Source organism: Shigella sp. SIG6 (assembly GCF_053555815.1).
Genome location: NZ_JBQZXC010000005.1, coordinates 1 through 20596 on the forward strand (window position 1 = coordinate 1; position 20596 = coordinate 20596).

Here is a 20596-nt window from a genome sequence, read left to right on the forward strand (position 1 = left end):
AGACAGAGTGAAAGGTCAGATTTGCGGAGTAATGCACATAATGGTTATTTAAATAAACCACATGAATCATTAATGGGTTATTCATTATTTTTGTGATTTACTCACAATGTATCAGGGAAATATAACTTACCGGGAGATGTAATATGTTTAATTTTTCAAATCGAAATTTAAAATATTGTGCCGGAGGCATCTCCGGCACATTGGGCAATTACGGCAGGTAAAACACTTCTTGCAGCTCGCTACTCACCGGGCTGTTATCTGGGTTAGCGGGCATAACATCGGTCATATATTTCCACCAACGTTGGCAAACATCAGTACTGGCTACCGCATTCCACCGTTCTTCAGATTCAATCTCTACCATGGCAAACAGCAGATTACGCGCTTTGTCGAGGTAAATGGCGTAGTTATGCACACCGTGAGATTTCAACACTGCTTCCAGTTCCGGCCAGATGGGATTATGCCGACGCTGATACTCTTCGTGGGCGTCGGGGTTTACCTGCATGACAAAGGCTTTGCGGATCATGTTTGCTCCTTACAGCGCCAGCGCACTGGCTAGTGGTGTAACGCCGAAGCGCTTGCCGAGCGCTATCAACTCTTCACGGCTGATGGTCTGTTTCATGCCGCCCATCGAATAAACCTTCACTAATACTTGTGCTGATTTTTCTGCGGTGTCGATTAAACCAAAGGCTTCATCCAGCGTCGGTCCGGAACCGAACACACCGTGGAAGGGCCACAACACCAGCGAATGTTTTTGCATCTCTTGTGCGGTCGCCTGGCCGATTTCGTCCGTGCCGGGCACCATCCACGGCAGAATGCCAACGCCATCCGGGAATACTACCAGACATTCGGTGCTGCCTTCCCACAGTTGGCGAGTAAAGACCGCGGTGTCGTTTTCCAGTACATAGGTGAGGGCGATCAGGTTGGTGGCGTGGCAGTGCATGATCACCCGATCTTTACCGTTGGTGGCTTTAATGCGCTCGCAGTGGGAGAGAAAGTGAGCCGGAAGTTCAGAAGTTGGAACGGCTTCGTTGGTTAACCCCCAGAGAATATGGTAGCCCGCGCCATCGCTGTCGACTTTTACGACGCCTAAGTTAGCTGCAGGATCGAGCTGGACGTTACGGAAGAATTTGCCGGAGCCGGTGACAATAAACGGCGTATTTGCCAGTAAAGGCATGGGTTGGCTGAGCGGAATATAGCGCGGTTGTGGGTGGAAGTTGTCGTGATAAAGCGCGATATCGGCGTCATCCAGGTGCAGCGTCAGGTTGCCGCCGTTGCGCTCGTCCCAGCCTTTCAGCCAGGCATCGGTGGTGGCTTTGATCATTCCCTGGACAAACCAGGACTGGGTAATGTTTTGCATGTTCTGTGTTCCTGTAAATTAGGTTGCCTTGTTTAGACATGGTGCGGCTTGTTCCCCTCACCCTAACCCTCTCCCCGTAGGGGCGAGGGGACTGTCCGGAGCGGTGTTCAGCTCCGTTGCCGCACGAGGCTATGTTTTTCTCCCTCGCCCTTTCAGGGAGAGGGCCGGGGTGAGGGTGACAGCCCGCATGGACATTCGACCCGTAGGCCGGATAAGGCGCTCGTGCCGCATCCGGCAGTGTTTACCCACGCTGGCTCAAAATCGCTTTCTCATAAGCCCGCACGCTCTCCAGCCATTCGCTACCTGCTGGCGTATCGTGACGTTGGCAATACATTTCCCAGACCGCCTGCCACGGCAACGATTTCTGCTCTTCCAGCAGTGCCAGACGCGCAGTGTAATCGCCCGCCGCTTCCAGCTTGCACAGCTCAGCGGTAGGTTCCAGCAACGCACGCAGCAGGGCTTTTTTCATATTGCGTGTACCAATGACCCACGCGGCAATGCGGTTGATAGAGGCATCGAAGAAGTCAAGGCCGATATGCACCCGGTCAAACAGATCGTGACGCACAATCTCACTGGCAATTGCCTGGGTTTCATCATCCAGCAGCACTACGTGATCGCTGTCCCAGCGAACCGGACGGCTGACGTGCAGCAGCAACTGCGGCACATACAGCATGGCGGCGGAAATCTTGTCGGAAATCACTTCAGTCGGGTGGAAGTGCCCGGCGTCCAGGCACAGCGCAGTCTGGCGGCTGGTGGCATACCCCATGTAAAACTCATTGGAGCCAACCGTGTAGCTCTCTGCGCCAATGCCAAACAATTTGCTCTCAACGGCGTCGATATGGTGCGCAGGGTTTAGCTTCTCGCTGATCACCTCATCCAGTGCTGCCAGCAGACGCTGACGCGGGGCGAGACGGTCAACGGTGATATCTTTCATACCATCCGGGATCCAGATGTTCATCACCGATGGTGTGCCGAGTTGCTCGCCAAAATAGGCCGAAACGCGACGGCTGGCTTTGCAGTGATCAATCCAGAACTGGCGAATGCTGTCGTCGGGATGCGAGAGCGTAAAGCCATCGGCGCTTAGCGGATGCGAAAAGCAGGAGGGGTTAAAATCCAGACCGAGCTGATTGGCTTTCGCCCATTCAACCCAGTTTTTGAAGTGCTCTGGTTTGATCTGGTCGCGCGAGACTGGCGTATCTGATTCCAGATAGATGGCATGTAAATTAAGCCGTTTCGGCCCCGGAATCAGCCGCATAGCCTGTTCCAGATCGGCACGTAGCTCACTGGCATTACGCGCTTTGCCCGGATAATTGCCTGTGGCCTGAATCCCCCCGGTCAGCGAACCTTCCGGGTTTTCAAAACCGGAAACATCATCGCCCTGCCAGCAGTGCATTGAAACGGGTAAACGATCAAGTTGGCGCAGCGCCTCCTCGACATCAATCCCCACCGCCGCGAAACGCTGTTTCGCCAGCTCCCAGGCCTGTTCCAGTTGAGTGGTCATGCGCAAAGCTCCTTTGTCTGTCGTGTAGAGTGAATCTGCGCCACATAGTGGGCAATTTCACTGTCAGGATTAGGGGTAAAGGTGGTCAGATTCGCGGTGGTGCTGACGACCTGACGGAAATCATCCACATTGTTGAGTTCATCCAGCGTCATTAACTCGATGCCGATATTGCCGAGCGTTGAGGCTTCAACAGGCCCGGCGATCACCCGAATACCGCAGGCATCGGCGCATAGCTGGTTGAGCAGCGTGTTCTGGCAGCCGCCGCCGACAATATGCAGTTGCGAGAAATCTTCACCGCGCAGCTGCGCCAGCTCATGCAACACATCGGCATACAGCAGCGCCAGACTGTCGAAAATACAGCGCGCCAGTTCAGCATCACTTCCCGGGATCGGTTGCGCCGTTTCCCGACACGCAGCCTGAATTTCGCTGCACATCTCGTCAGGATTAATAAAGCGATCGTCATTGGGATTGATGATGAAGCGGCAGGCCGGAAGTGCCTGTGTCGCGGCGATAAGCGCCGGGAGATCGTTGATTTGCCGTTCCTGAAGCACTCGCTGAGCCATAAGCCCATAATATTTTTCAGCACCCGATAGCGACCTTCCGCCCCGCCTTCATTGGTGATGTTGGCTGCCAGCGCCGTGTCATTGGTAAATGGCGTCTGGCTTTCGAAGCCCATCAATGACCAGGTGCCAGAAGAGAGATAAGCGGCGCGTGAACCGTTTAACGGCGAGGCGATAACCGCGCTGGCGGTATCATGGCTGGCAACGGCGACCACCGGAATCTCATTACCCTGCGGGCAAATCCAGTGCCCAATGACATTACCCGGATGCGTCGGGCGACCAAACCAGGCTTTGTTGGCCCCGCTCCACGCCAGTAGCGACTCGTCCCAGTCGTCGCTATTGATATTGACCAGTTGTGTGGTGGTGGCATTGGTATATTCCCAGTTCATCTTGCCGGTCAGGCGATAACTGAAGTAATCCGGCATCAGCAGAGCGTGAGCAATGTGTGGAATAAGTTCAGGTTGTTGCTCCGTCAGCGCACGCAACTGATAAAGCGTATTGAAGGGTAGAAACTGGATGCCGCTACGCTGATAAATATCGCGTTTGCCGAGTTGCTGTTGTGCCTGCGGCATCAGGCCATTGGTGCGGCTATTGCGATAAGCAACGGGCAGGCCCACACGCTGACCCTGTTGGTCGAGCAGCACAAAGTCCACGCCCCAGGTATCAATCCCAATGCTATCGATACGAATCCCTTCCTCGCACACCTTGTTTAATCCAAGGCGAATGGCACTTTCCAGGCTATCCACATCCCAGGTGACATAACCGTTTTGGCTATGCAGCCCATTGTTAAAACGATGGATTTCGCGCAGCGTCAGGCTGCGGCATTCACGCTCGTAACGCGCCAGCATCACGCGCCCACTGGATGCGCCGAGATCGACGGCGACACAATTGCGAAAGGTCATAATGTGATCCTGCTGAATTTCATTACGACCAGTCTAAAAAGCGCCTGAATTCGCGACCTTCTCGTTACTGACAGGAAAATGGGCCATTGGCAACCAGGGAAAGATGAACGTGATGATGTTCACAATTTGCTGAATTGTGGTGATGTGATGCTCACCGCATTTCCTGAAAATTCACGCTGTATCTTGAAAAATCGACGTTTTTTACGTGGTTTTCCGTCGAAAATTTAAGGTAAGAACCTGACCTCGTGATTACTATTTCGCCGTGTTGACGACATCAGGAGGCCAGTATGACCGTATTACATAGTGTGGATTTTTTTCCGTCTTGTAACGCGTCCGTGGCGATAGAACCCCGGCTCCCGCAGGCGGATTTTCCTGAACATCATCATGATTTTCATGAAATTGTGATTGTCGAACATGGCACGGGTATTCATGTGTTTAATGGGCAGCCCTATACCATCACCGGTGGCACGGTCTGTTTCGTACGCGATCATGATCGGCATCTGTATGAACATACCGATAATCTGTGTCTGACCAATGTGCTGTATCGCTCGCCGGATCGATTTCAGTTTCTCGCCGGGCTGAATCAGTTGCTGCCACAAGAGCTGGATGGGCAGTATCCGTCTCACTGGCGCGTTAACCACAGCGTATTGCAGCAGGTGCGACAGCTGGTTGCACAGATGGAACAGCAGGAAGGGGAAAATGATTTACCCTCGACCGCCAGTCGTGAGATCTTGTTTATGCAATTACTGCTCTTGCTGCGTAAAAGCAGTTTGCAGGAGAACCTGGAAAACAGCGCATCACGTCTCAACTTGCTTCTGGCCTGGCTGGAGGACCATTTTGCCGATGAGGTGAATTGGGATGCCGTGGCGGATCAATTTTCTCTTTCACTGCGTACGCTACATCGGCAGCTTAAGCAGCAAACGGGACTGACGCCTCAGCGATACCTGAACCGCCTGCGACTGATGAAAGCCCGACATCTGCTACGCCACAGCGAGGCCAGCGTCACTGACATCGCCTATCGCTGTGGATTCAGCGACAGTAACCACTTTTCGACGCTTTTTCGCCGAGAGTTTAACTGGTCACCGCGTGATATTCGCCAGGGACGGGATGGCTTTCTGCAATAACGCGAATCTTCTCAACGTATTTGTACGCCATATTGCGAATAATCAACTTCGTTCTCTGGCCGAGGTAGCCACGGTGGCGCATCAGTTAAAACTTCTCAAAGATGATTTTTTTGCCAGCGACCAGCAGGCAGTCGCTGTGGCTGACCGTTATCCGCAAGATGTCTTTGCCGAACATACACATGATTTTTGTGAGCTGGTGATTGTCTGGCGCGGTAATGGTCTGCATGTACTCAACGATCGTCCTTATCGCATTACCCGTGGCGATCTCTTTTATATTCATGCTGACGATAAACACTCCTACGCTTCCGTTAACGATCTGGTTTTGCAGAATATTATTTATTGCCCGGAGCGGCTGAAGCTGAATCTTGATTGGCAGGGAGCGATTCCGGGATTTAGCGCCAGCGCAGGGCAACCACACTGGCGCTTAGGTAGCGTGGGGATGGCGCAGGCGCGGCAGGTTATCGGTCAGCTTGAGCATGAAAGTAGTCAGCATGTGCCGTTTGCTAACGAAATGGCTGAGTTGCTGTTCGGGCAGTTGGTGATGTTGCTGAATCGCCATCGTTACACCAGTGATTCGTTGCCGCCAACATCCAGCGAAACGTTGCTGGATAAGCTGATTACCCGGCTGGCGGCTAGCCTGAAAAGTCCCTTTGCGCTGGATAAATTTTGTGATGAGGCATCGTGCAGTGAGCGCGTTTTGCGTCAGCAATTTCGCCAGCAGACTGGAATGACCATCAATCAATATCTGCGGCAGGTCAGAGTGTGTCATGCGCAATATCTTCTCCAGCATAGCCGCCTGTTAATCAGTGATATTTCGACCGAATGTGGCTTTGAAGATAGTAACTATTTTTCGGTGGTGTTTACCCGGGAAACCGGGATGACGCCCAGCCAGTGGCGTCATCTCAATTCGCAGAAAGATTAATTCGCCATGCCGATGCCGACGATGTTAGCGGCGACAATAATCACCACACAACCGAGGCTCAACACCGTTACCGGACGGCGTCCTGTATTGTTCCACTCTTTCAGCACCAGCCCGACGATACCGCCGCACAATACATAGAAACTCATATGCAGCATCCAACTGATGTAGTCATACTGCGCCGGAATGCGGGCGTGGCCCTAGGCATAGAAAAAGAATTGCAGATACCACATCAACCCGCCCAGTGCCGAGAGTAACACATTGTGAATGATCAGCGGTTTTGCCAGCGAGAAGTCGGCTTTTAGCGACAAATCCTTCACTTTTGCCAGACGAATAAAACAGAAACCGAGGTTAATGATCGCGCCGCCGCCCATGATGACAACATAGCTTGGCAGAGCGACATACAGTGGATCGACGCCAAGTGCGGCAGCGGCTTCATGCATCGGTTTTGCGGCGTTCATCGCAAAGGACATCCCGGCAGAGAAAATGCCGCACATCACCGCCAGCACCAGCCCTTTTTTCAGATTGAACTCTTCGGCTTTAATGCCCATCTTGCGCTCTTTCAACTGCCCGGCTCGAGTTACAATCCCTACGCCAATCAGCGCCACCAGAACGCCGAGTAACGTCATGCGTCCGCCTTCGGTGTTAATCAGCACATCGAAATTGCCGTTGATAATTGGCGTCATCAGCGTACCGACAATCAACGTAATGCCAATGGCGATGCCAATTCCCATCGACATGCCGAGATAACGCATGGTCAGGCCATAGTTGATATTACCGATCCCCCACATAGCGCCGAACAGAAAAACAGGCAGCAGCGTAGAGAGACTAAACGAGCTGTAATACGCCCAGAAATCCGGTAGTAACAGGGCGCTGATGGCCCACGGCAGAATAATCCACGAAACAATCCCACCGACTGACCACATGGTTTCCCATGACCATTTTTTTACTTTTTTGAACGGAGCGTAAAAACAGGCTGCACTGGCCGCGCCGATCAAATGCCAAAATATCCCCATCGTAATCGCGTTACTCATCTTCTTATCCTCATCATTTTTCGTCGCTTCACATCTCCGACGAGATGAGTGTAAAAATCGTGCTGTCGATTAACCTTTCGCCTGTTGCCGCCGTTGTCGATTTACTGGCAATCACGGCATTAAGTGGGTGATTTGCTTCACATCTCGGGCATTTTCCTGCAAAACCATACCCTTACGAAAAGTACGGCATTGATAATCATTTTCAATATCATTTAATTAACTATAATGAACCAACTGCTTACGCGGCATTAACAATCGGCCGCCCGACAATACTGGAGATGAATATGAGCTATACCCTGCCATCCCTGCCGTATGCTTACGATGCCCTGGAACCGCACTTCGATAAGCAGACCATGGAAATCCACCACACCAAACACCATCAGACCTACGTAAACAACGCCAACGCGGCGCTGGAAAGCCTGCCAGAATTTGCCAACCTGCCGGTTGAAGAGCTGATCACCAAACTGGACCAGCTGCCAGCAGACAAGAAAACCGTACTGCGCAACAACGCTGGCGGTCACGCTAACCACAGCCTGTTCTGGAAAGGTCTGAAAAAAGGCACCACCCTGCAGGGTGACCTGAAAGCGGCTATCGAACGTGACTTCGGCTCCGTTGATAACTTCAAAGCAGAATTTGAAAAAGCGGCAGCTTCCCGCTTTGGTTCCGGCTGGGCATGGCTGGTGCTGAAAGGCGATAAACTGGCGGTGGTTTCTACTGCTAACCAGGATTCTCCGCTGATGGGTGAAGCTATTTCTGGCGCTTCCGGCTTCCCGATTCTGGGCCTGGATGTGTGGGAACATGCTTACTACCTGAAATTCCAGAACCGCCGTCCGGACTACATCAAAGAGTTCTGGAACGTGGTGAACTGGGACGAAGCAGCGGCACGTTTTGCGGCGAAAAAATAATCATTTGCCGCCTGCTGCAATGAGGCGTATAGGCCGCATATCAGCTTAAAAAATGAACCATCGCCAACGGCGGTGGTTTTTTTGTGATCAATTCCAAAATAAAAACAATAATCCTATAAAAATAAAACAGCATTTCAATTGATGTGGTTTTGATCACTTTTATTGATTAAATGAATGTCTATCTTCGTTTCCATCAACACTGATGCTCCATTGAGGAATTACGCATCAGCCCTTAAAAATATGCCGACAGGTGATGGAAATGCAGATAAAACGCTCGATTGAGAAAATCCCGGGGGGGATGATGCTCGTCCCGCTATTCCTTGGCGCACTGTGCCACACCTTCTCGCCGGGGGCGGGGAAATATTTTGGATCATTCACCAACGGGATGATTACCGGTACGGTGCCCATTCTGGCGGTGTGGTTTTTTTGCATGGGGGCGTCAATAAAATTAAGCGCGACGGGAACGGTACTGCGTAAATCCGGTACGCTGGTGGTAACTAAAATTGCCGTCGCGTGGGTGGTTGCGGCAATTGCCTCGCGCATTATTCCGGAACATGGTGTTGAAGTTGGATTCTTTGCCGGACTTTCAACGCTGGCGCTGGTGGCGGCGATGGATATGACCAACGGCGGACTTTACGCTTCCATCATGCAGCAGTACGGTACGAAAGAAGAAGCTGGGGCATTTGTGTTGATGTCGTTGGAGTCCGGGCCGCTCATGACGATGATTATTCTGGGCACTGCCGGGATTGCCTCGTTTGAACCGCATGTTTTCGTCGGCGCAGTATTACCGTTCCTGGTGGGCTTTGCCCTGGGGAATCTTGACCCTGAATTACGAGAATTTTTCAGCAAAGCGGTGCAAACGCTGATTCCATTCTTTGCCTTCGCGCTGGGCAATACCATTGATTTGACTGTGATTGCCCAGACTGGTTTGCTGGGGATCCTGTTGGGTGTGGCAGTAATTATCGTGACCGGTATTCCGTTGATTATCGCCGATAAATTGATTGGCGGTGGCGATGGCACTGCCGGAATTGCCGCTTCCAGTTCCGCAGGGGCCGCGGTAGCGACACCTGTGCTGATTGCAGAAATGGTGCCTGCGTTTAAACCGATGGCTCCGGCAGCAACTTCGCTGGTAGCGACGGCGGTCATTGTGACTTCGATTCTGGTGCCAATTCTTACCTCTATCTGGTCACGTAAAGTCAAAGCCAGAGCAGCGAAAATCGAAATTTTAGGTACGGTGAAATAAACCTGCTTCCTTAATCCCCACAGCCGGATGAACTAACGTTCGTCCGGTTTGCTATTGAGTTCCTGCCTGGATACTTACCGCGAAAACAGCACGGCTGACATAAAATAAATATGGTCTAATGGGGAAATTTCTCGTGGAGAGGGAACAGATGCGATATCCGGTTGATGTATACACAGGCAAGATTCAGGCTTATCCCGAAGGCAAACCCAGCGCAATTGCCAAAATCCAGGTTGATGGTGAGTTGATGCTGACGGAGCTGGGGCTGGAAGGTGACGAGCAGGCGGAGAAAAAGGTTCACGGCGGGCCAGACAGAGCGCTGTGTCATTATCCTCGTGAGCACTATCTCTACTGGGTGCGGGAATTTCCGGAACAGGCGGAGTTGTTTGTTGCGCCTGCGTTTGGCGAAAATCTCTCAACCGACGGTCTCACGGAAAGTAATGTTCATATGGGCGATATTTTCCGCTGGGGAGAGGCATTAATTCAGGTCAGCCAGCCGCGCTCGCCTTGCTATAAACTCAATTACCATTTTGATATCAGCGATATAGCGCAGTTGATGCAAAACACAGGTAAGGTGGGGTGGTTGTATAGCGTGATAGCGCCAGGGAAAGTGTCTGCGGACGCGCCGCTGGAGTTGGTTTCCCGTGTCAGCGATGTGACCGTGCAGGAGGCTGCCGCCATCGCATGGCATATGCCGTTTGATGACGATCAGTATCACCGTTTACTCTCCGCCGCCGGGTTATCGAAAAGCTGGACGTGGACGATGCAAAAGCGCCGACTGAGCGGCAAGATCGAAGATTTTTCCCGCCGGTTGTGGGGAAAATAACCCCCGGAGTGTAGGCCTGATAAGACGCTATCAGCGTCGCATCAGGCATCCTGCTCAAATGCCGGATGCGGCGTAAACGCCTTATCCTGCCTACAAATGCGGAGTTTAACTCCGCTTATACAGCGGCAACCAAATCACCAGCCGTAAACCGCCCAGCGGGCTGTCTTCTGCCTTCACCCAGCCACGATGCTGCTGAATGGCGGTTTCAACAATCGCCAGCCCCAATCCTGTACCGCCAGATTCACGATCGCGTGCTTCATCGGTCCGATAGAACGGACGGAAAATCTGTTCGCGATCTTCCGGGCTAACGCCAGGACCATCGTCGTCCACCGTAATGGTGATACCGTCTTTATCTACCGCAAAGCCCACTTCAATCTTCGTATGGGAATAACGCAGAGCATTACGAACAATGTTTTCCAGCGCACTTTCCAGGGCGTTCGGATTGCCGTACAGCGGCCACGGCCCAGGCGGGAAGTTAACTGTCAACGACTTGCCCATTTGCTCGGCTTCGAACGCCGCGTTATCCAGCACTTCACTCCACAACTGGTTGGCTTTGATGGTTTCGCTAACCAGCGCGTTTTTTTGCTGATTACGTGACATCACCAACAGATCGTTGATCATGCTGTCCAGACGTTGCGCTTCGGTTTCAATACGCTCGAGTTCCTTGCTTTCACCGCTACGACGGCGCAGTAACGCCGTACCCAGTTGCAGACGCGTCAGCGGGGTGCGCAGCTCGTGAGAGATATCAGAAAGCAGACGCTGCTGAGAGGTCATCATGCGCTCCAGCGCGGTGACCATCTGGTTAAAACTGGCACCTGCGGCAAGGAATTCCTGTGGCCCCGCTTCCAGTTCCGGGTGCTGGCGTAAGTTTCCCTGGGCAACTTCATCGGCAGCGTTTTTCAGCTTACGCGCCGGTTTTGCCAGACTCCAGGCCAACCACAACAGCAGCGGCGTACTGACCAACATGGTGACAATCAGCAGTAATAGCGGGCGGTCAAACAGTAAGTTAATGAAATCGGATTGAGAACTGCTGGCCGGACGAATCAGATAAAGTTGGTAATTATCTTCGCCATCACGCACGGAGAACGGACCGACCAGTTCCACGCGGCCATACTTTTTCTTCTGCGGATGATCGGCGTTATCGGCCTGACCAATAAAGTTACGAATGATCTGCATTTCGCTGCGTTCAGCGCCGATCACGCGGCCTTCGGTGGTCACCAATAACAAACGCTGTCCTGGCGGTGCCCACTTATCAATCGCCCGGAACAGACGCCGCCACCACATTAAATCGTTGGGCGGATCGTTCGCCAGCTCCGCTTCGACATGCTGCTCAATCATCAGCCCCTGACGCTGTTCGCTATCCAGAAGCTCGGTCATCTGGCGTGAATCGAGCTTGGGTAACATCAAAACCAACATCAACACCAGCGCCAGCGTCAGCCAGAAGATGGCGAAGATGCGCGCGGTTAAGCTGCCTATCATGAAGCAGAAACCATCAGATAGCCGCGACCACGCAAGGTTTTAAACCACGGGTGACCATCTTTACGATCCGGCAGTTTACGACGCAGGTTGGAAATGTGCATATCAATAGCGCGGTCGAAAGGCGTCAGGCGTTTGCCCAACACTTCCTGGCTTAAATGTTCACGGGAAACCACCTGACCCAGATGCTGTGCCAGCAAATAGAGCAGGGTAAACTCAGTACCGGTTAACTCCAGCGTTTGCCCGTCGAAGCTGGCTTCCTGACGGCCTGGATTCAGCACTAAGGCATCAACTTCCAGTGTCGGTGAACCGTTGTCGTTGTTTTGCTGTTGCTCGCTCCAGTGCGAACGGCGCAGGATCGCGCGAATACGTGCCACCAGCTCACGATCATTAAACGGTTTCGGGAGATAGTCATCTGCGCCCAGCTCAAGGCCGAGAACGCGATCAAGTTCACTGCCGCGCGCCGTCAACATAATGACAGGCGTCTGGTGTGTCTGGCGAAGTGCTTTTAATGTGTCGATACCATTTTTCTTCGGCATCATTACGTCAAGCAAAAGTAAATCAATGCTGTCGTCCAGAAGATCAAGCGCCTGTTCCCCATCGTGGGCAACAATCACGTTGAAGCCTTCCATCTCGAGCAGCTCCTTTAATAGGGAAGTCAGCTCTCGGTCATCATCAACTAACAGGATTTTATTCATTGTTTAAATACCTCCGAGGCAGAAATTACGTCATCAGACGTCGCTAATCCATGACTTTACGTTGTTTTACACCCCCTGACGCATGTTTGCAGCCTGAATCGTAAACTCTCTATCGTTGAATCGCGACAGAAAGATTTTGGGAGCAAATGATGCGCATAGTTACCGCTGCCGTCATGGCCTCAACGCTGGCAGTCAGTTCATTAAGCCACGCTGCTGAAGTCGGTTCTGGCGATAACTGGCATCCGGGTGAAGAACTTACGCAGCGCAGTACGCAGAGCCATATGTTCGACGGCATAAGTTTAACCGAACATCAGCGTCAGCAGATGCGAGATCTTATGCAACAGGCCCGGCACGAACAGCCTCCTGTTAATGTTAGCGAACTGGAGACAATGCATCGCCTTGTCACCGCAGAAAATTTTGATGAAAACGCTGTGCGCGCACAGGCAGAAAAAATGGCGAATGAGCAAATTGCTCGTCAGGTTGAGATGGCAAAAGTCCGCAACCAAATGTATCGCCTGTTAACGCCGGAGCAGCAAGCGGTTTTAAACGAGAAACATCAACAACGAATGGAGCAGTTGCGTGACGTGACGCAATGGCAAAAAAGTTCATCGTTGAAGCTATTGAGTAGTAGCAACTCACGTTCCCAGTAGTAAACCCTGTTTTCCTTGCCATAGACACCATCCCTGTCTTCCCCCACATGATGTGGGGTTTTTTTTATCCTCAATTTGCCTGCTGCTTAATGCATTGCAGATGATTTGCTTCCGTTATACTAGCGTCAGTTGATAGCGGGAGTATTTATGAATCAATCTTATGGACGGCTGGTCAGTCGGGCGGCGATTGCTGCGACGGCGATGGCTTCGTTGCTATTGCTGATTAAAATTTTTGCATGGTGGTATACCGGGTCGGTGAGTATTCTCGCCGCGCTGGTGGATTCGCTGGTGGATATCGGCGCGTCGTTGACGAATTTACTGGTGGTGCGATATTCCCTGCAACCTGCCGACGATAATCACTCGTTTGGTCACGGTAAAGCTGAGTCCCTCGCGGCGCTGGCGCAAAGTATGTTTATCTCCGGTTCGGCACTATTCCTGTTTTTGACGGGTATTCAACATCTGGTATCTCCAACACCGATGACAGATCCAGGCGTCGGGGTTATCGTGACAATTGTGGCGCTAATTTGTACGATTATCCTTGTCTCGTTTCAGCGGTGGGTGGTGCGCCGGACGCAAAGCCAGGCGGTGCGGGCTGATATGCTACATTACCAGTCTGATGTTATGATGAACGGCGCAATTCTGCTGGCGCTGGGGGTGTCTTGGTACGGCTGGCATCGCGCCGATGCTCTGTTTGCATTGGGAATCGGCATCTATATTTTATATAGCGCGTTACGCATGGGATATGAGGCGGTACAGTCATTACTGGATCGCGCATTGCCTGATGAAGAACGGCAAGAAATTATTGATATCGTGACTTCCTGGCCGGGTGTTAGCGGCGCTCACGATCTTCGCACGCGGCAGTCAGGGCCGACCCGCTTTATTCAGATTCATTTGGAAATGGAAGACTCTCTGCCTTTGGTTCAGGCACATATGGTGGCGGATCAGGTAGAGCAGGCTATTTTACGGCGTTTTCCGGGCTCGGATGTGATTATCCATCAGGACCCCTGTTCCGTCGTACCCAGGGAGGGTAAACGGTCTATGCTTTCATAATCAGTATAAAAGAGAGCCAGACCCGCATTTTGTGTATAAAATACCGCCATTTGGCCTGACCTGAATCAATTCAGCAGGAAGTGATTGTTATACTATTTGCACATTCGTTGGATCACTTCGATGTGCAAGAAGACTTCCGGCAACAGATTTCATTTTGCATTCCAAAGTTCAGAGGTAGTCATGATTAAGAAAATAGGTGTGTTGACAAGCGGCGGTGATGCGCCAGGCATGAACGCCGCAATTCGCGGGGTTGTTCGTTCTGCGCTGACAGAAGGTCTGGAAGTAATGGGTATTTATGACGGCTATCTGGGTCTGTATGAAGATCGTATGGTACAGCTAGACCGTTACAGCGTGTCTGACATGATCAACCGTGGCGGTACGTTCCTCGGTTCTGCGCGTTTCCCGGAATTCCGCGACGAGAACATCCGCGCCGTGGCTATCGAAAACCTGAAAAAACGTGGTATCGACGCGCTGGTGGTTATCGGCGGTGACGGTTCCTACATGGGTGCAATGCGTCTGACCGAAATGGGCTTCCCGTGCATCGGTCTGCCGGGCACTATCGACAACGACATCAAAGGCACTGACTACACTATCGGTTTCTTCACTGCGCTGAGCACCGTTGTAGAAGCGATCGACCGTCTGCGTGACACCTCTTCTTCTCACCAGCGTATTTCCGTGGTGGAAGTGATGGGCCGTTATTGTGGCGATCTGACCCTGGCTGCGGCCATTGCCGGTGGCTGTGAATTCGTTGTAGTTCCGGAAGTTGAATTCAGCCGTGAAGACCTGGTAAACGAAATCAAAGCGGGTATCGCGAAAGGTAAAAAACACGCGATCGTGGCGATTACCGAACATATGTGTGATGTTGACGAACTGGCGCATTTCATCGAGAAAGAAACCGGTCGTGAAACCCGCGCAACTGTGCTGGGCCACATCCAGCGCGGTGGTTCTCCGGTGCCTTACGACCGTATTCTGGCTTCCCGTATGGGCGCTTACGCTATCGATCTGCTGCTGGCAGGTTACGGCGGTCGTTGTGTAGGTATCCAGAACGAACAGCTGGTTCACCACGACATCATCGACGCTATCGAAAACATGAAGCGTCCGTTCAAAGGTGACTGGCTGGACTGCGCGAAAAAACTGTATTAATGATTTCGGAAAAAGGCAGATTCCTTTAGCCTGAAACCGATGACAGAAGCAAAAATGCCTGATGCGCTTCGCTTATCAGGCCTACATGAATTCTACAATTTATTGAATTTGCAAACTTTTGTAGGCCGGATAAGGCGTTCGCGCCGCATCCGGCATGGACAAAGCGCACTTTGTCAGCAATATGAGGCGGATTTCTTCCGCCTTTTTAATCCCTCAACATATACCCGCAAGTTATAGCCAATCTTTTTTTATTCTTTAATGTTTGGTTAACCTTCTGGCACGCTTTGCTCATCACAACACAACATAAGAGAGTCGGGCGATGAACAAGTGGGGCGTAGGGTTAACATTTTTGCTGGCGGCAATCAGCGTTATGGCAAAGGATATTCAGCTTCTTAACGTTTCATATGATCCAACGCGCGAATTGTACGAACAGTACAACAAGGCATTCAGCGCCCACTGGAAACAGCAAACTGGTGATAACGTGGTGATTCGTCAGTCACACGGTGGTTCAGGTAAACAAGCGACGTCGGTAATCAACGGTATTGAAGCTGATGTTGTCACGCTGGCTCTGGCCTATGACGTGGACGCGATTGCGGAACGCGGGCGGATTGATAAAGAGTGGATCAAACGTCTGCCGGATAACTCCGCACCGTACACTTCCACCATTGTTTTCCTGGTGCGTAAGGGCAATCCGAAGCAGATCCATGACTGGAACGATCTGATTAAACCGGGTGTTTCGGTGATCACGCCTAATCCGAAAAGCTCTGGTGGCGCACGCTGGAACTACCTGGCTGCCTGGGGCTACGCGCTGCATCACAACAACAACGATCAGGCAAAAGCACAGGATTTTGTTCGGGCACTGTATAAAAACGTCGAAGTTCTGGATTCTGGCGCGCGCGGCTCCACTAACACCTTTGTCGAGCGCGGGATTGGCGATGTACTGATCGCCTGGGAAAACGAAGCTCTGCTGGCAGCGAATGAACTGGGGAAAGATAAATTCGAAATCGTCACGCCGAGTGAGTCTATCCTCGCAGAGCCAACGGTGTCGGTGGTCGATAAAGTGGTCGAGAAAAAAGGCACCAAAGAGGTGGCGGAAGCCTACCTGAAATATCTCTACTCGCCAGAAGGTCAGGAAATTGCCGCGAAAAACTACTACCGTCCGCGCGACGCTGAAGTAGCGAAAAAGTACGAAAATGCGTTTCCAAAGCTGAAGTTATTCACCATTGATGAAGAGTTCGGCGGCTGGACGAAAGCGCAAAAAGAGCATTTTGCTAACGGCGGTACGTTCGATCAGATCAGCAAACGCTGATTTCCCTAGGATAATTATCAAACCCGGTGGTTTCTCGCGACCGGGTTTTTTATTTGTCACGATTTTGCGTTACCCTTGCATCTCTTTGAGGTACAGGGAAAAAAAGATGAAAAAAGCGGGTCTTCTTTTTTTGGTGATGATAGTTATCGCCGTTGTGGCTGCCGGTATTGGTTACTGGAAATTAACCGGTGAAGAGTCGGATACATTACGTAAGATTGTCCTTGAGGAATGTTTGCCCAATCAGCAGCAAAATCAAAATCCTTCGCCATGTGCGGAAGTCAAACCCAATGCCGGATACGTGGTTTTAAAAGATCTTAATGGTCCACTGCAATATCTGTTGATGCCAACGTATCGTATTAACGGTACTGAAAGTCCTTTGTTGACCGATCCTTCAACGCCGAACTTCTTTTGGTTGGCCTGGCAGGCGCGTGATTTTATGAGCAAAAAATACGGCCAGCCGGTTCCCGATCGCGCGGTTTCTTTGGCGATCAACTCCCGCACCGGGCGTACGCAAAACCATTTTCATATTCATATCTCTTGTATTCGTCCTGATGTGCGCGAACAACTGGATAAAAATCTGGCGAACATCAGCAGCCGCTGGTTGCCACTGCCAGGTGGTTTGCGCGGGCATGAATACCTGGCGCGTCGGGTAACGGAAAGCGAACTGGTACAACGCAGCCCATTTATGATGCTTGCAGAAGAAGTGCCTGAGGCGCGGGAACATATGGGAAGCTACGGGCTGGCGATGGTACGGCAGAGTGATAATTCGTTTGTGTTGCTGGCGACACAACGAAATCTACTGACGCTGAACCGTGCTTCAGCCGAGGAAATCCAGGATCATGAGTGTGAGATTTTGCGTTAAGGCGAGGAGTTAAGGAAAGTAAGTGCCGGATATGAAATCCGGCACCTGTCAGACTTAAGCCTGTTTAGCCGCTTCTGCAGCTTTAACGATCACTGCGAAAGCGTCAGCTTTCAGAGAAGCACCGCCAACCAGCGCGCCGTCGATGTCTGGCTGAGCAAACAGTTCTGCAGCGTTAGACGCGTTTACAGAGCCGCCGTACTGAATGATCACTTGTTCAGCGATGTTAGCGTCAACTTTAGCGATGTGGTCACGGATGAATTTGTGAACAGCCTGTGCCTGAGCCGGAGTTGCAGATTTGCCAGTACCGATTGCCCATACAGGTTCGTAAGCGATAACCGCACCTTCGAATGCCGCAGCACCCTGAGTTTTCAGTACCGCGTCGATCTGACGTGCGCAAACTTCTTCAGTTTTTCCCGCTTCGTTTTCAGCTTCGGTTTCACCGATGCACAGAACCGGAGTCAGACCCTGCTCTTTCAGCACCGCGAATTTTTTCGCAATCAGTTCGTCAGACTCTTTGTGGTAAGTACGACGTTCAGAGTGGCCGATGATGATGTACTGAGCGCCGATGTCTTTCAGCATAGCGGCAGAAGTTTCACCGGTGAATGCGCCGGACAGGTTCAGGTCCACGTTTTGCGCACCCAGCATGATGTGGCTGCCTTCAGCTTCGCGCTTCGCCATATCGATGTACATTTCCGGTGGTGCGATTGCAACCGCACAGCCAGCAACACCTGCCAGCTCTTTACGCAGGTTAGAAACCAGCTCGTGAACCATGTGGCGGCTGCCGTTCAGTTTCCAGTTACCCATCACTAAAGGATGTCGCATTTTAATTCTCCACGCTTATAAGCGAATAAAGGAAGATGGCCGCCCCGCAGGGCAGCAGGTCTGTGAAACAGTATAGAGATTCATCGGCACAAAGGCTTTGCTTTTTGTCATTTATTCAAACCTTCAAGCGATTCAGATAGCGCCAGCTTAATCGGTTCAACAGCGAAGGTCAGCCCCTTTTCGCCGTTGTCCGCGACAACATAACGCAGTGCACCTTCTGTCTCGGTGTAATAACGTTTGTTTTTCCCCGCCGTTAGTAGCGACTGCAGTTTTTTCTGGCTTTGTGTTTTGGTCATTAATGGGGTGAGTGTGCGGATCACTGCTGCCATGTATTCCTGAGCTTTCGCTTTCGCTGCTTTTTGCTCTGGCCCCTGGATGGGTAGCCAGGTCATTTGAATGCTTTTGATTTTTAAGGTACCGCGCTCCAGCGCTGTAGAAGCATACAAGTTCTCGTTAATTTTACTTGCAGCACGAGTGAGATTGGCTTTGTCGGGACTGCTGTCGATGGCACGAAATTCGTTCAGTGGCAGGCTGGGATTCTGGCTGTTAAAGTCTTCTCGAAACTGGCTGATGGAGAGATCGAAAGTAGGGGCTCCAGCCAGCAGATAAGGCGCGGTCGTTGCCGTATCTGGTGTTTGTGCATGCGCCGTTGTTGTAACGGTTAATGCAGAACATAAGAGAAAAAACAGCGTACACCCTGGCTTCATTGACAGTACCTTTTGTTATGACTGGCTCCGATTAAAACGATATCTGTCGCCCTTGTCAAAAGGGTAGAATCCTGGAAAAGACAACCATCAAGGAACTTACATGACCATACAGCAATGGTTATTCTCATTTAAAGGGCGTATTGGACGCCGTGATTTCTGGATTTGGATAGGCCTGTGGTTCGCAGGCATGCTGGTGCTTTTCTCACTGGCGGGTAAGAATCTACTCGATATTCAGACCGCGGCGTTTTGCCTTGTGTGCTTGCTCTGGCCAACAGCGGCAGTAACTGTTAAGCGCTTGCATGATCGCGGGCGTTCCGGCGCATGGGCATTTCTGATGATTGTGGCGTGGATGCTGCTGGCGGGTAACTGGGCGATTTTACCGGGTGTCTGGCAATGGGCGGTGGGGCGTTTTGTCCCGACGTTGATTCTGGTGATGATGCTTATCGATCTTGGTGCGTTTGTTGGCACACAAGGCGAAAATAAATATGGTAAAGATACTCAGGATGTGAAGTATAAAGCCGACAATAAATCAAGTAATTAACCTTTAATATATCTCTTACTGCTATTTTTTTCCGGGATTGTTATTTCCACGATGCAAATGACAATACCCGGAAAATCCTTCTGAACTCTTCACCTTAAGCAATATCAAAAAAAATGGTAATCCATAAGATCATTACTTGTTTGTTCTTCCCTTAACGGCGCATTATTCTTAAGTCGTAATCGACAGAGAGGCGAATATACAGAGGTGCCCTATGAAAGATGTCGTAGATAAATGCAGTACTAAAGGATGTGCGATTGATATCGGTACGGTGATTGATAACGACAACTGTACCAGTAAGTTTTCGCGCTTTTTTGCCACCCGCGAAGAAGCAGAGTCTTTTATGACCAAACTGAAAGAGCTTGCCGCCGCTGCATCCTCTGCAGATGAAGGGGCCAGCGTGGCCTATAAGATTAAGGATCTGGAGGGGCAAGTTGAGCTTGATGCGGCCTTCACTTTCTCATGCCAGGCCGAGATGATTATTTTTGAGTTATCACTGCGTTCGTTAGCTTGATGGAGTTGCTTTAGAAGGAGTTAAACATGGCTTATAAACACATTGGCGTGGCAATTTCCGGGAATGAAGAAGATGCCTTACTGGTGAATAAAGCCCTGGAGCTCGCCAGATATAATGACGCTCACCTGACGTTAATTCATATTGATGATGGCTTAAGCGAGTTGTATCCGGGTATCTACTTCCCTGCAACAGAAGATATTCTTCAATTGTTGAAGAATAAGTCGGATAACAAGCTGTATAAACTGACGAAAAATATTCAATGGCCGAAGACAAAACTGCGTATTGAACGCGGAGAAATGCCGGAAACACTGCTGGAAATTATGCAAAAAGAGCAGTGCGACCTCCTTGTCTGTGGTCATCATCACTCATTTATCAACCGTTTGATGCCGGCATATCGCGGGATGATCAATAAGATGAGTGCGGATTTGCTCATCGTGCCGTTTATCGATAAGTAACCGC

20 protein-coding genes and 2 pseudogenes are annotated in these 20596 nt (G+C 51.1%); 13 read left to right on the forward strand and 9 right to left on the reverse strand.

Features of this window, described 5'->3' with window-relative positions:
* Positions 1–208: 208 nt before the first annotated feature.
* From rhaM to rhaB, 4 genes and pseudogenes are all read right to left on the reverse strand, one after another.
* Complete coding sequence (rhaM, locus tag ACUU1M_RS01740) at positions 209–523, reverse strand: L-rhamnose mutarotase (RefSeq protein WP_000619511.1); 315 nt, start codon at positions 521–523, stop codon at positions 209–211.
* A gap of 9 nt (positions 524–532) precedes the next feature.
* The gene (gene rhaD / locus ACUU1M_RS01745; protein WP_001179717.1) at positions 533–1357 is read right to left on the reverse strand and encodes a rhamnulose-1-phosphate aldolase; all 825 of its coding nucleotides are present in this window, start codon (positions 1355–1357) and stop codon (positions 533–535) included.
* 241 nt (positions 1358–1598) lie between these two features.
* On the reverse strand, positions 1599–2858 hold the full coding sequence (rhaA, locus tag ACUU1M_RS01750) for an L-rhamnose isomerase (protein ID WP_000211505.1): 1260 nt from the start codon (positions 2856–2858) through the stop codon (positions 1599–1601).
* Positions 2855–4320: pseudogene (gene rhaB / locus ACUU1M_RS01755) on the reverse strand (rhamnulokinase). The gene rhaA and the pseudogene rhaB overlap by 4 nt, the downstream one beginning before the upstream one ends.
* 287 nt (positions 4321–4607) lie before the next feature.
* Between rhaB and rhaS the strand changes: the two are divergent.
* Together rhaS and rhaR are read left to right on the forward strand one after the other, a co-directional pair.
* Positions 4608–5444: an HTH-type transcriptional activator RhaS gene (gene rhaS / locus ACUU1M_RS01760; protein ID WP_000217105.1), complete on the forward strand. Its 837-nt coding sequence runs from the start codon at positions 4608–4610 to the stop codon at positions 5442–5444.
* 73 nt (positions 5445–5517) lie between these two features.
* Entirely contained in the window at positions 5518–6366 is an 849-nt protein-coding gene (gene rhaR, locus ACUU1M_RS01765; protein ID WP_001309108.1) for an HTH-type transcriptional activator RhaR, read from the forward strand.
* Here rhaR and rhaT read toward each other — a convergent pair.
* Positions 6363–7397, reverse strand: a pseudogene (gene rhaT, locus ACUU1M_RS01770) (L-rhamnose/proton symporter RhaT). The gene rhaR and the pseudogene rhaT overlap by 4 nt on opposite strands.
* A gap of 284 nt (positions 7398–7681) precedes the next feature.
* Here rhaT and sodA point away from each other — a divergent pair.
* From sodA to yiiM, 3 genes are all read left to right on the forward strand, one after another.
* Positions 7682–8302, forward strand: coding sequence for a superoxide dismutase [Mn] (sodA, locus tag ACUU1M_RS01775; protein WP_001297064.1), 621 nt, complete (start codon positions 7682–7684; stop codon positions 8300–8302).
* A 259-nt stretch (positions 8303–8561) separates the two neighbouring features.
* Complete coding sequence (kdgT, locus tag ACUU1M_RS01780) at positions 8562–9545, forward strand: 2-keto-3-deoxygluconate transporter (RefSeq protein WP_001166063.1); 984 nt, start codon at positions 8562–8564, stop codon at positions 9543–9545.
* A 148-nt stretch (positions 9546–9693) separates the two neighbouring features.
* Positions 9694–10368: a 6-hydroxyaminopurine reductase gene (gene yiiM / locus ACUU1M_RS01785; RefSeq protein WP_001270271.1), complete on the forward strand. Its 675-nt coding sequence runs from the start codon at positions 9694–9696 to the stop codon at positions 10366–10368.
* 105 nt (positions 10369–10473) lie between these two features.
* Here yiiM and cpxA read toward each other — a convergent pair whose 3' ends face one another.
* Positions 10474–11847, reverse strand: a complete 1374-nt coding sequence (gene cpxA, locus ACUU1M_RS01790) for an envelope stress sensor histidine kinase CpxA (protein WP_000580417.1) — start codon at positions 11845–11847, stop codon at positions 10474–10476.
* Positions 11844–12542, reverse strand: a complete 699-nt coding sequence (gene cpxR, locus ACUU1M_RS01795; protein ID WP_001033722.1) for an envelope stress response regulator transcription factor CpxR — start codon at positions 12540–12542, stop codon at positions 11844–11846. Before cpxR ends, cpxA begins: the two co-directional genes overlap by 4 nt.
* Positions 12543–12691: 149 nt before the next feature.
* On the opposite strand from cpxR, the gene cpxP reads away from it, so the two are divergent.
* The 5 genes from cpxP to cdh all read left to right on the forward strand — a co-directional run bounded on the left by cpxP (position 12692) and on the right by cdh (position 17556).
* Entirely contained in the window at positions 12692–13192 is a 501-nt protein-coding gene (cpxP, locus tag ACUU1M_RS01800) for a cell-envelope stress modulator CpxP (RefSeq protein WP_001223800.1), read from the forward strand.
* A gap of 147 nt (positions 13193–13339) precedes the next feature.
* Positions 13340–14242 (forward strand): CDF family cation-efflux transporter FieF, encoded by a 903-nt coding sequence (fieF, locus tag ACUU1M_RS01805; protein ID WP_152028850.1) that lies wholly within the window; start codon positions 13340–13342, stop codon positions 14240–14242.
* Positions 14243–14422: 180 nt separating this feature from the next.
* The gene (gene pfkA / locus ACUU1M_RS01810; RefSeq protein ID WP_000591795.1) at positions 14423–15385 is read left to right on the forward strand and encodes a 6-phosphofructokinase; all 963 of its coding nucleotides are present in this window, start codon (positions 14423–14425) and stop codon (positions 15383–15385) included.
* A gap of 319 nt (positions 15386–15704) precedes the next feature.
* Positions 15705–16694 carry a sulfate/thiosulfate ABC transporter substrate-binding protein Sbp gene (gene sbp, locus ACUU1M_RS01815; protein WP_001045670.1) on the forward strand — a complete coding sequence of 330 codons (990 nt, stop codon included), beginning with the start codon at positions 15705–15707 and terminating at the stop codon, positions 16692–16694.
* A 106-nt stretch (positions 16695–16800) separates the two neighbouring features.
* The gene (gene cdh, locus ACUU1M_RS01820) at positions 16801–17556 is read left to right on the forward strand and encodes a CDP-diacylglycerol diphosphatase (RefSeq protein ID WP_000708994.1); all 756 of its coding nucleotides are present in this window, start codon (positions 16801–16803) and stop codon (positions 17554–17556) included.
* A gap of 54 nt (positions 17557–17610) precedes the next feature.
* On the opposite strand, the gene tpiA is transcribed toward cdh, so the two are convergent.
* A complete protein-coding gene (gene tpiA, locus ACUU1M_RS01825) occupies positions 17611–18378 on the reverse strand; it encodes a triose-phosphate isomerase (RefSeq protein WP_001216325.1) in 768 nt (255 codons plus the stop codon).
* A 107-nt stretch (positions 18379–18485) separates the two neighbouring features.
* Positions 18486–19085, reverse strand: a complete 600-nt coding sequence (locus ACUU1M_RS01830) for a YiiQ family protein (RefSeq protein ID WP_000802226.1) — start codon at positions 19083–19085, stop codon at positions 18486–18488.
* A 100-nt stretch (positions 19086–19185) separates the two neighbouring features.
* On the opposite strand from ACUU1M_RS01830, the gene ACUU1M_RS01835 reads away from it, so the two are divergent.
* The 3 genes from ACUU1M_RS01835 (at position 19186) to uspD (ending at position 20592) form a co-directional block, all read left to right on the forward strand.
* A complete protein-coding gene (locus ACUU1M_RS01835) occupies positions 19186–19626 on the forward strand; it encodes a DUF805 domain-containing protein (RefSeq protein ID WP_000155257.1) in 441 nt (146 codons plus the stop codon).
* Between the two features lie 211 nt (positions 19627–19837).
* A complete protein-coding gene (locus ACUU1M_RS01840) occupies positions 19838–20137 on the forward strand; it encodes a DUF406 domain-containing protein (RefSeq protein WP_000655986.1) in 300 nt (99 codons plus the stop codon).
* Positions 20138–20163: 26 nt separating this feature from the next.
* Positions 20164–20592 carry a universal stress protein UspD gene (uspD, locus tag ACUU1M_RS01845; protein WP_000323561.1) on the forward strand — a complete coding sequence of 143 codons (429 nt, stop codon included), beginning with the start codon at positions 20164–20166 and terminating at the stop codon, positions 20590–20592.
* The last annotated feature ends 4 nt before the right edge of the window (positions 20593–20596 follow it).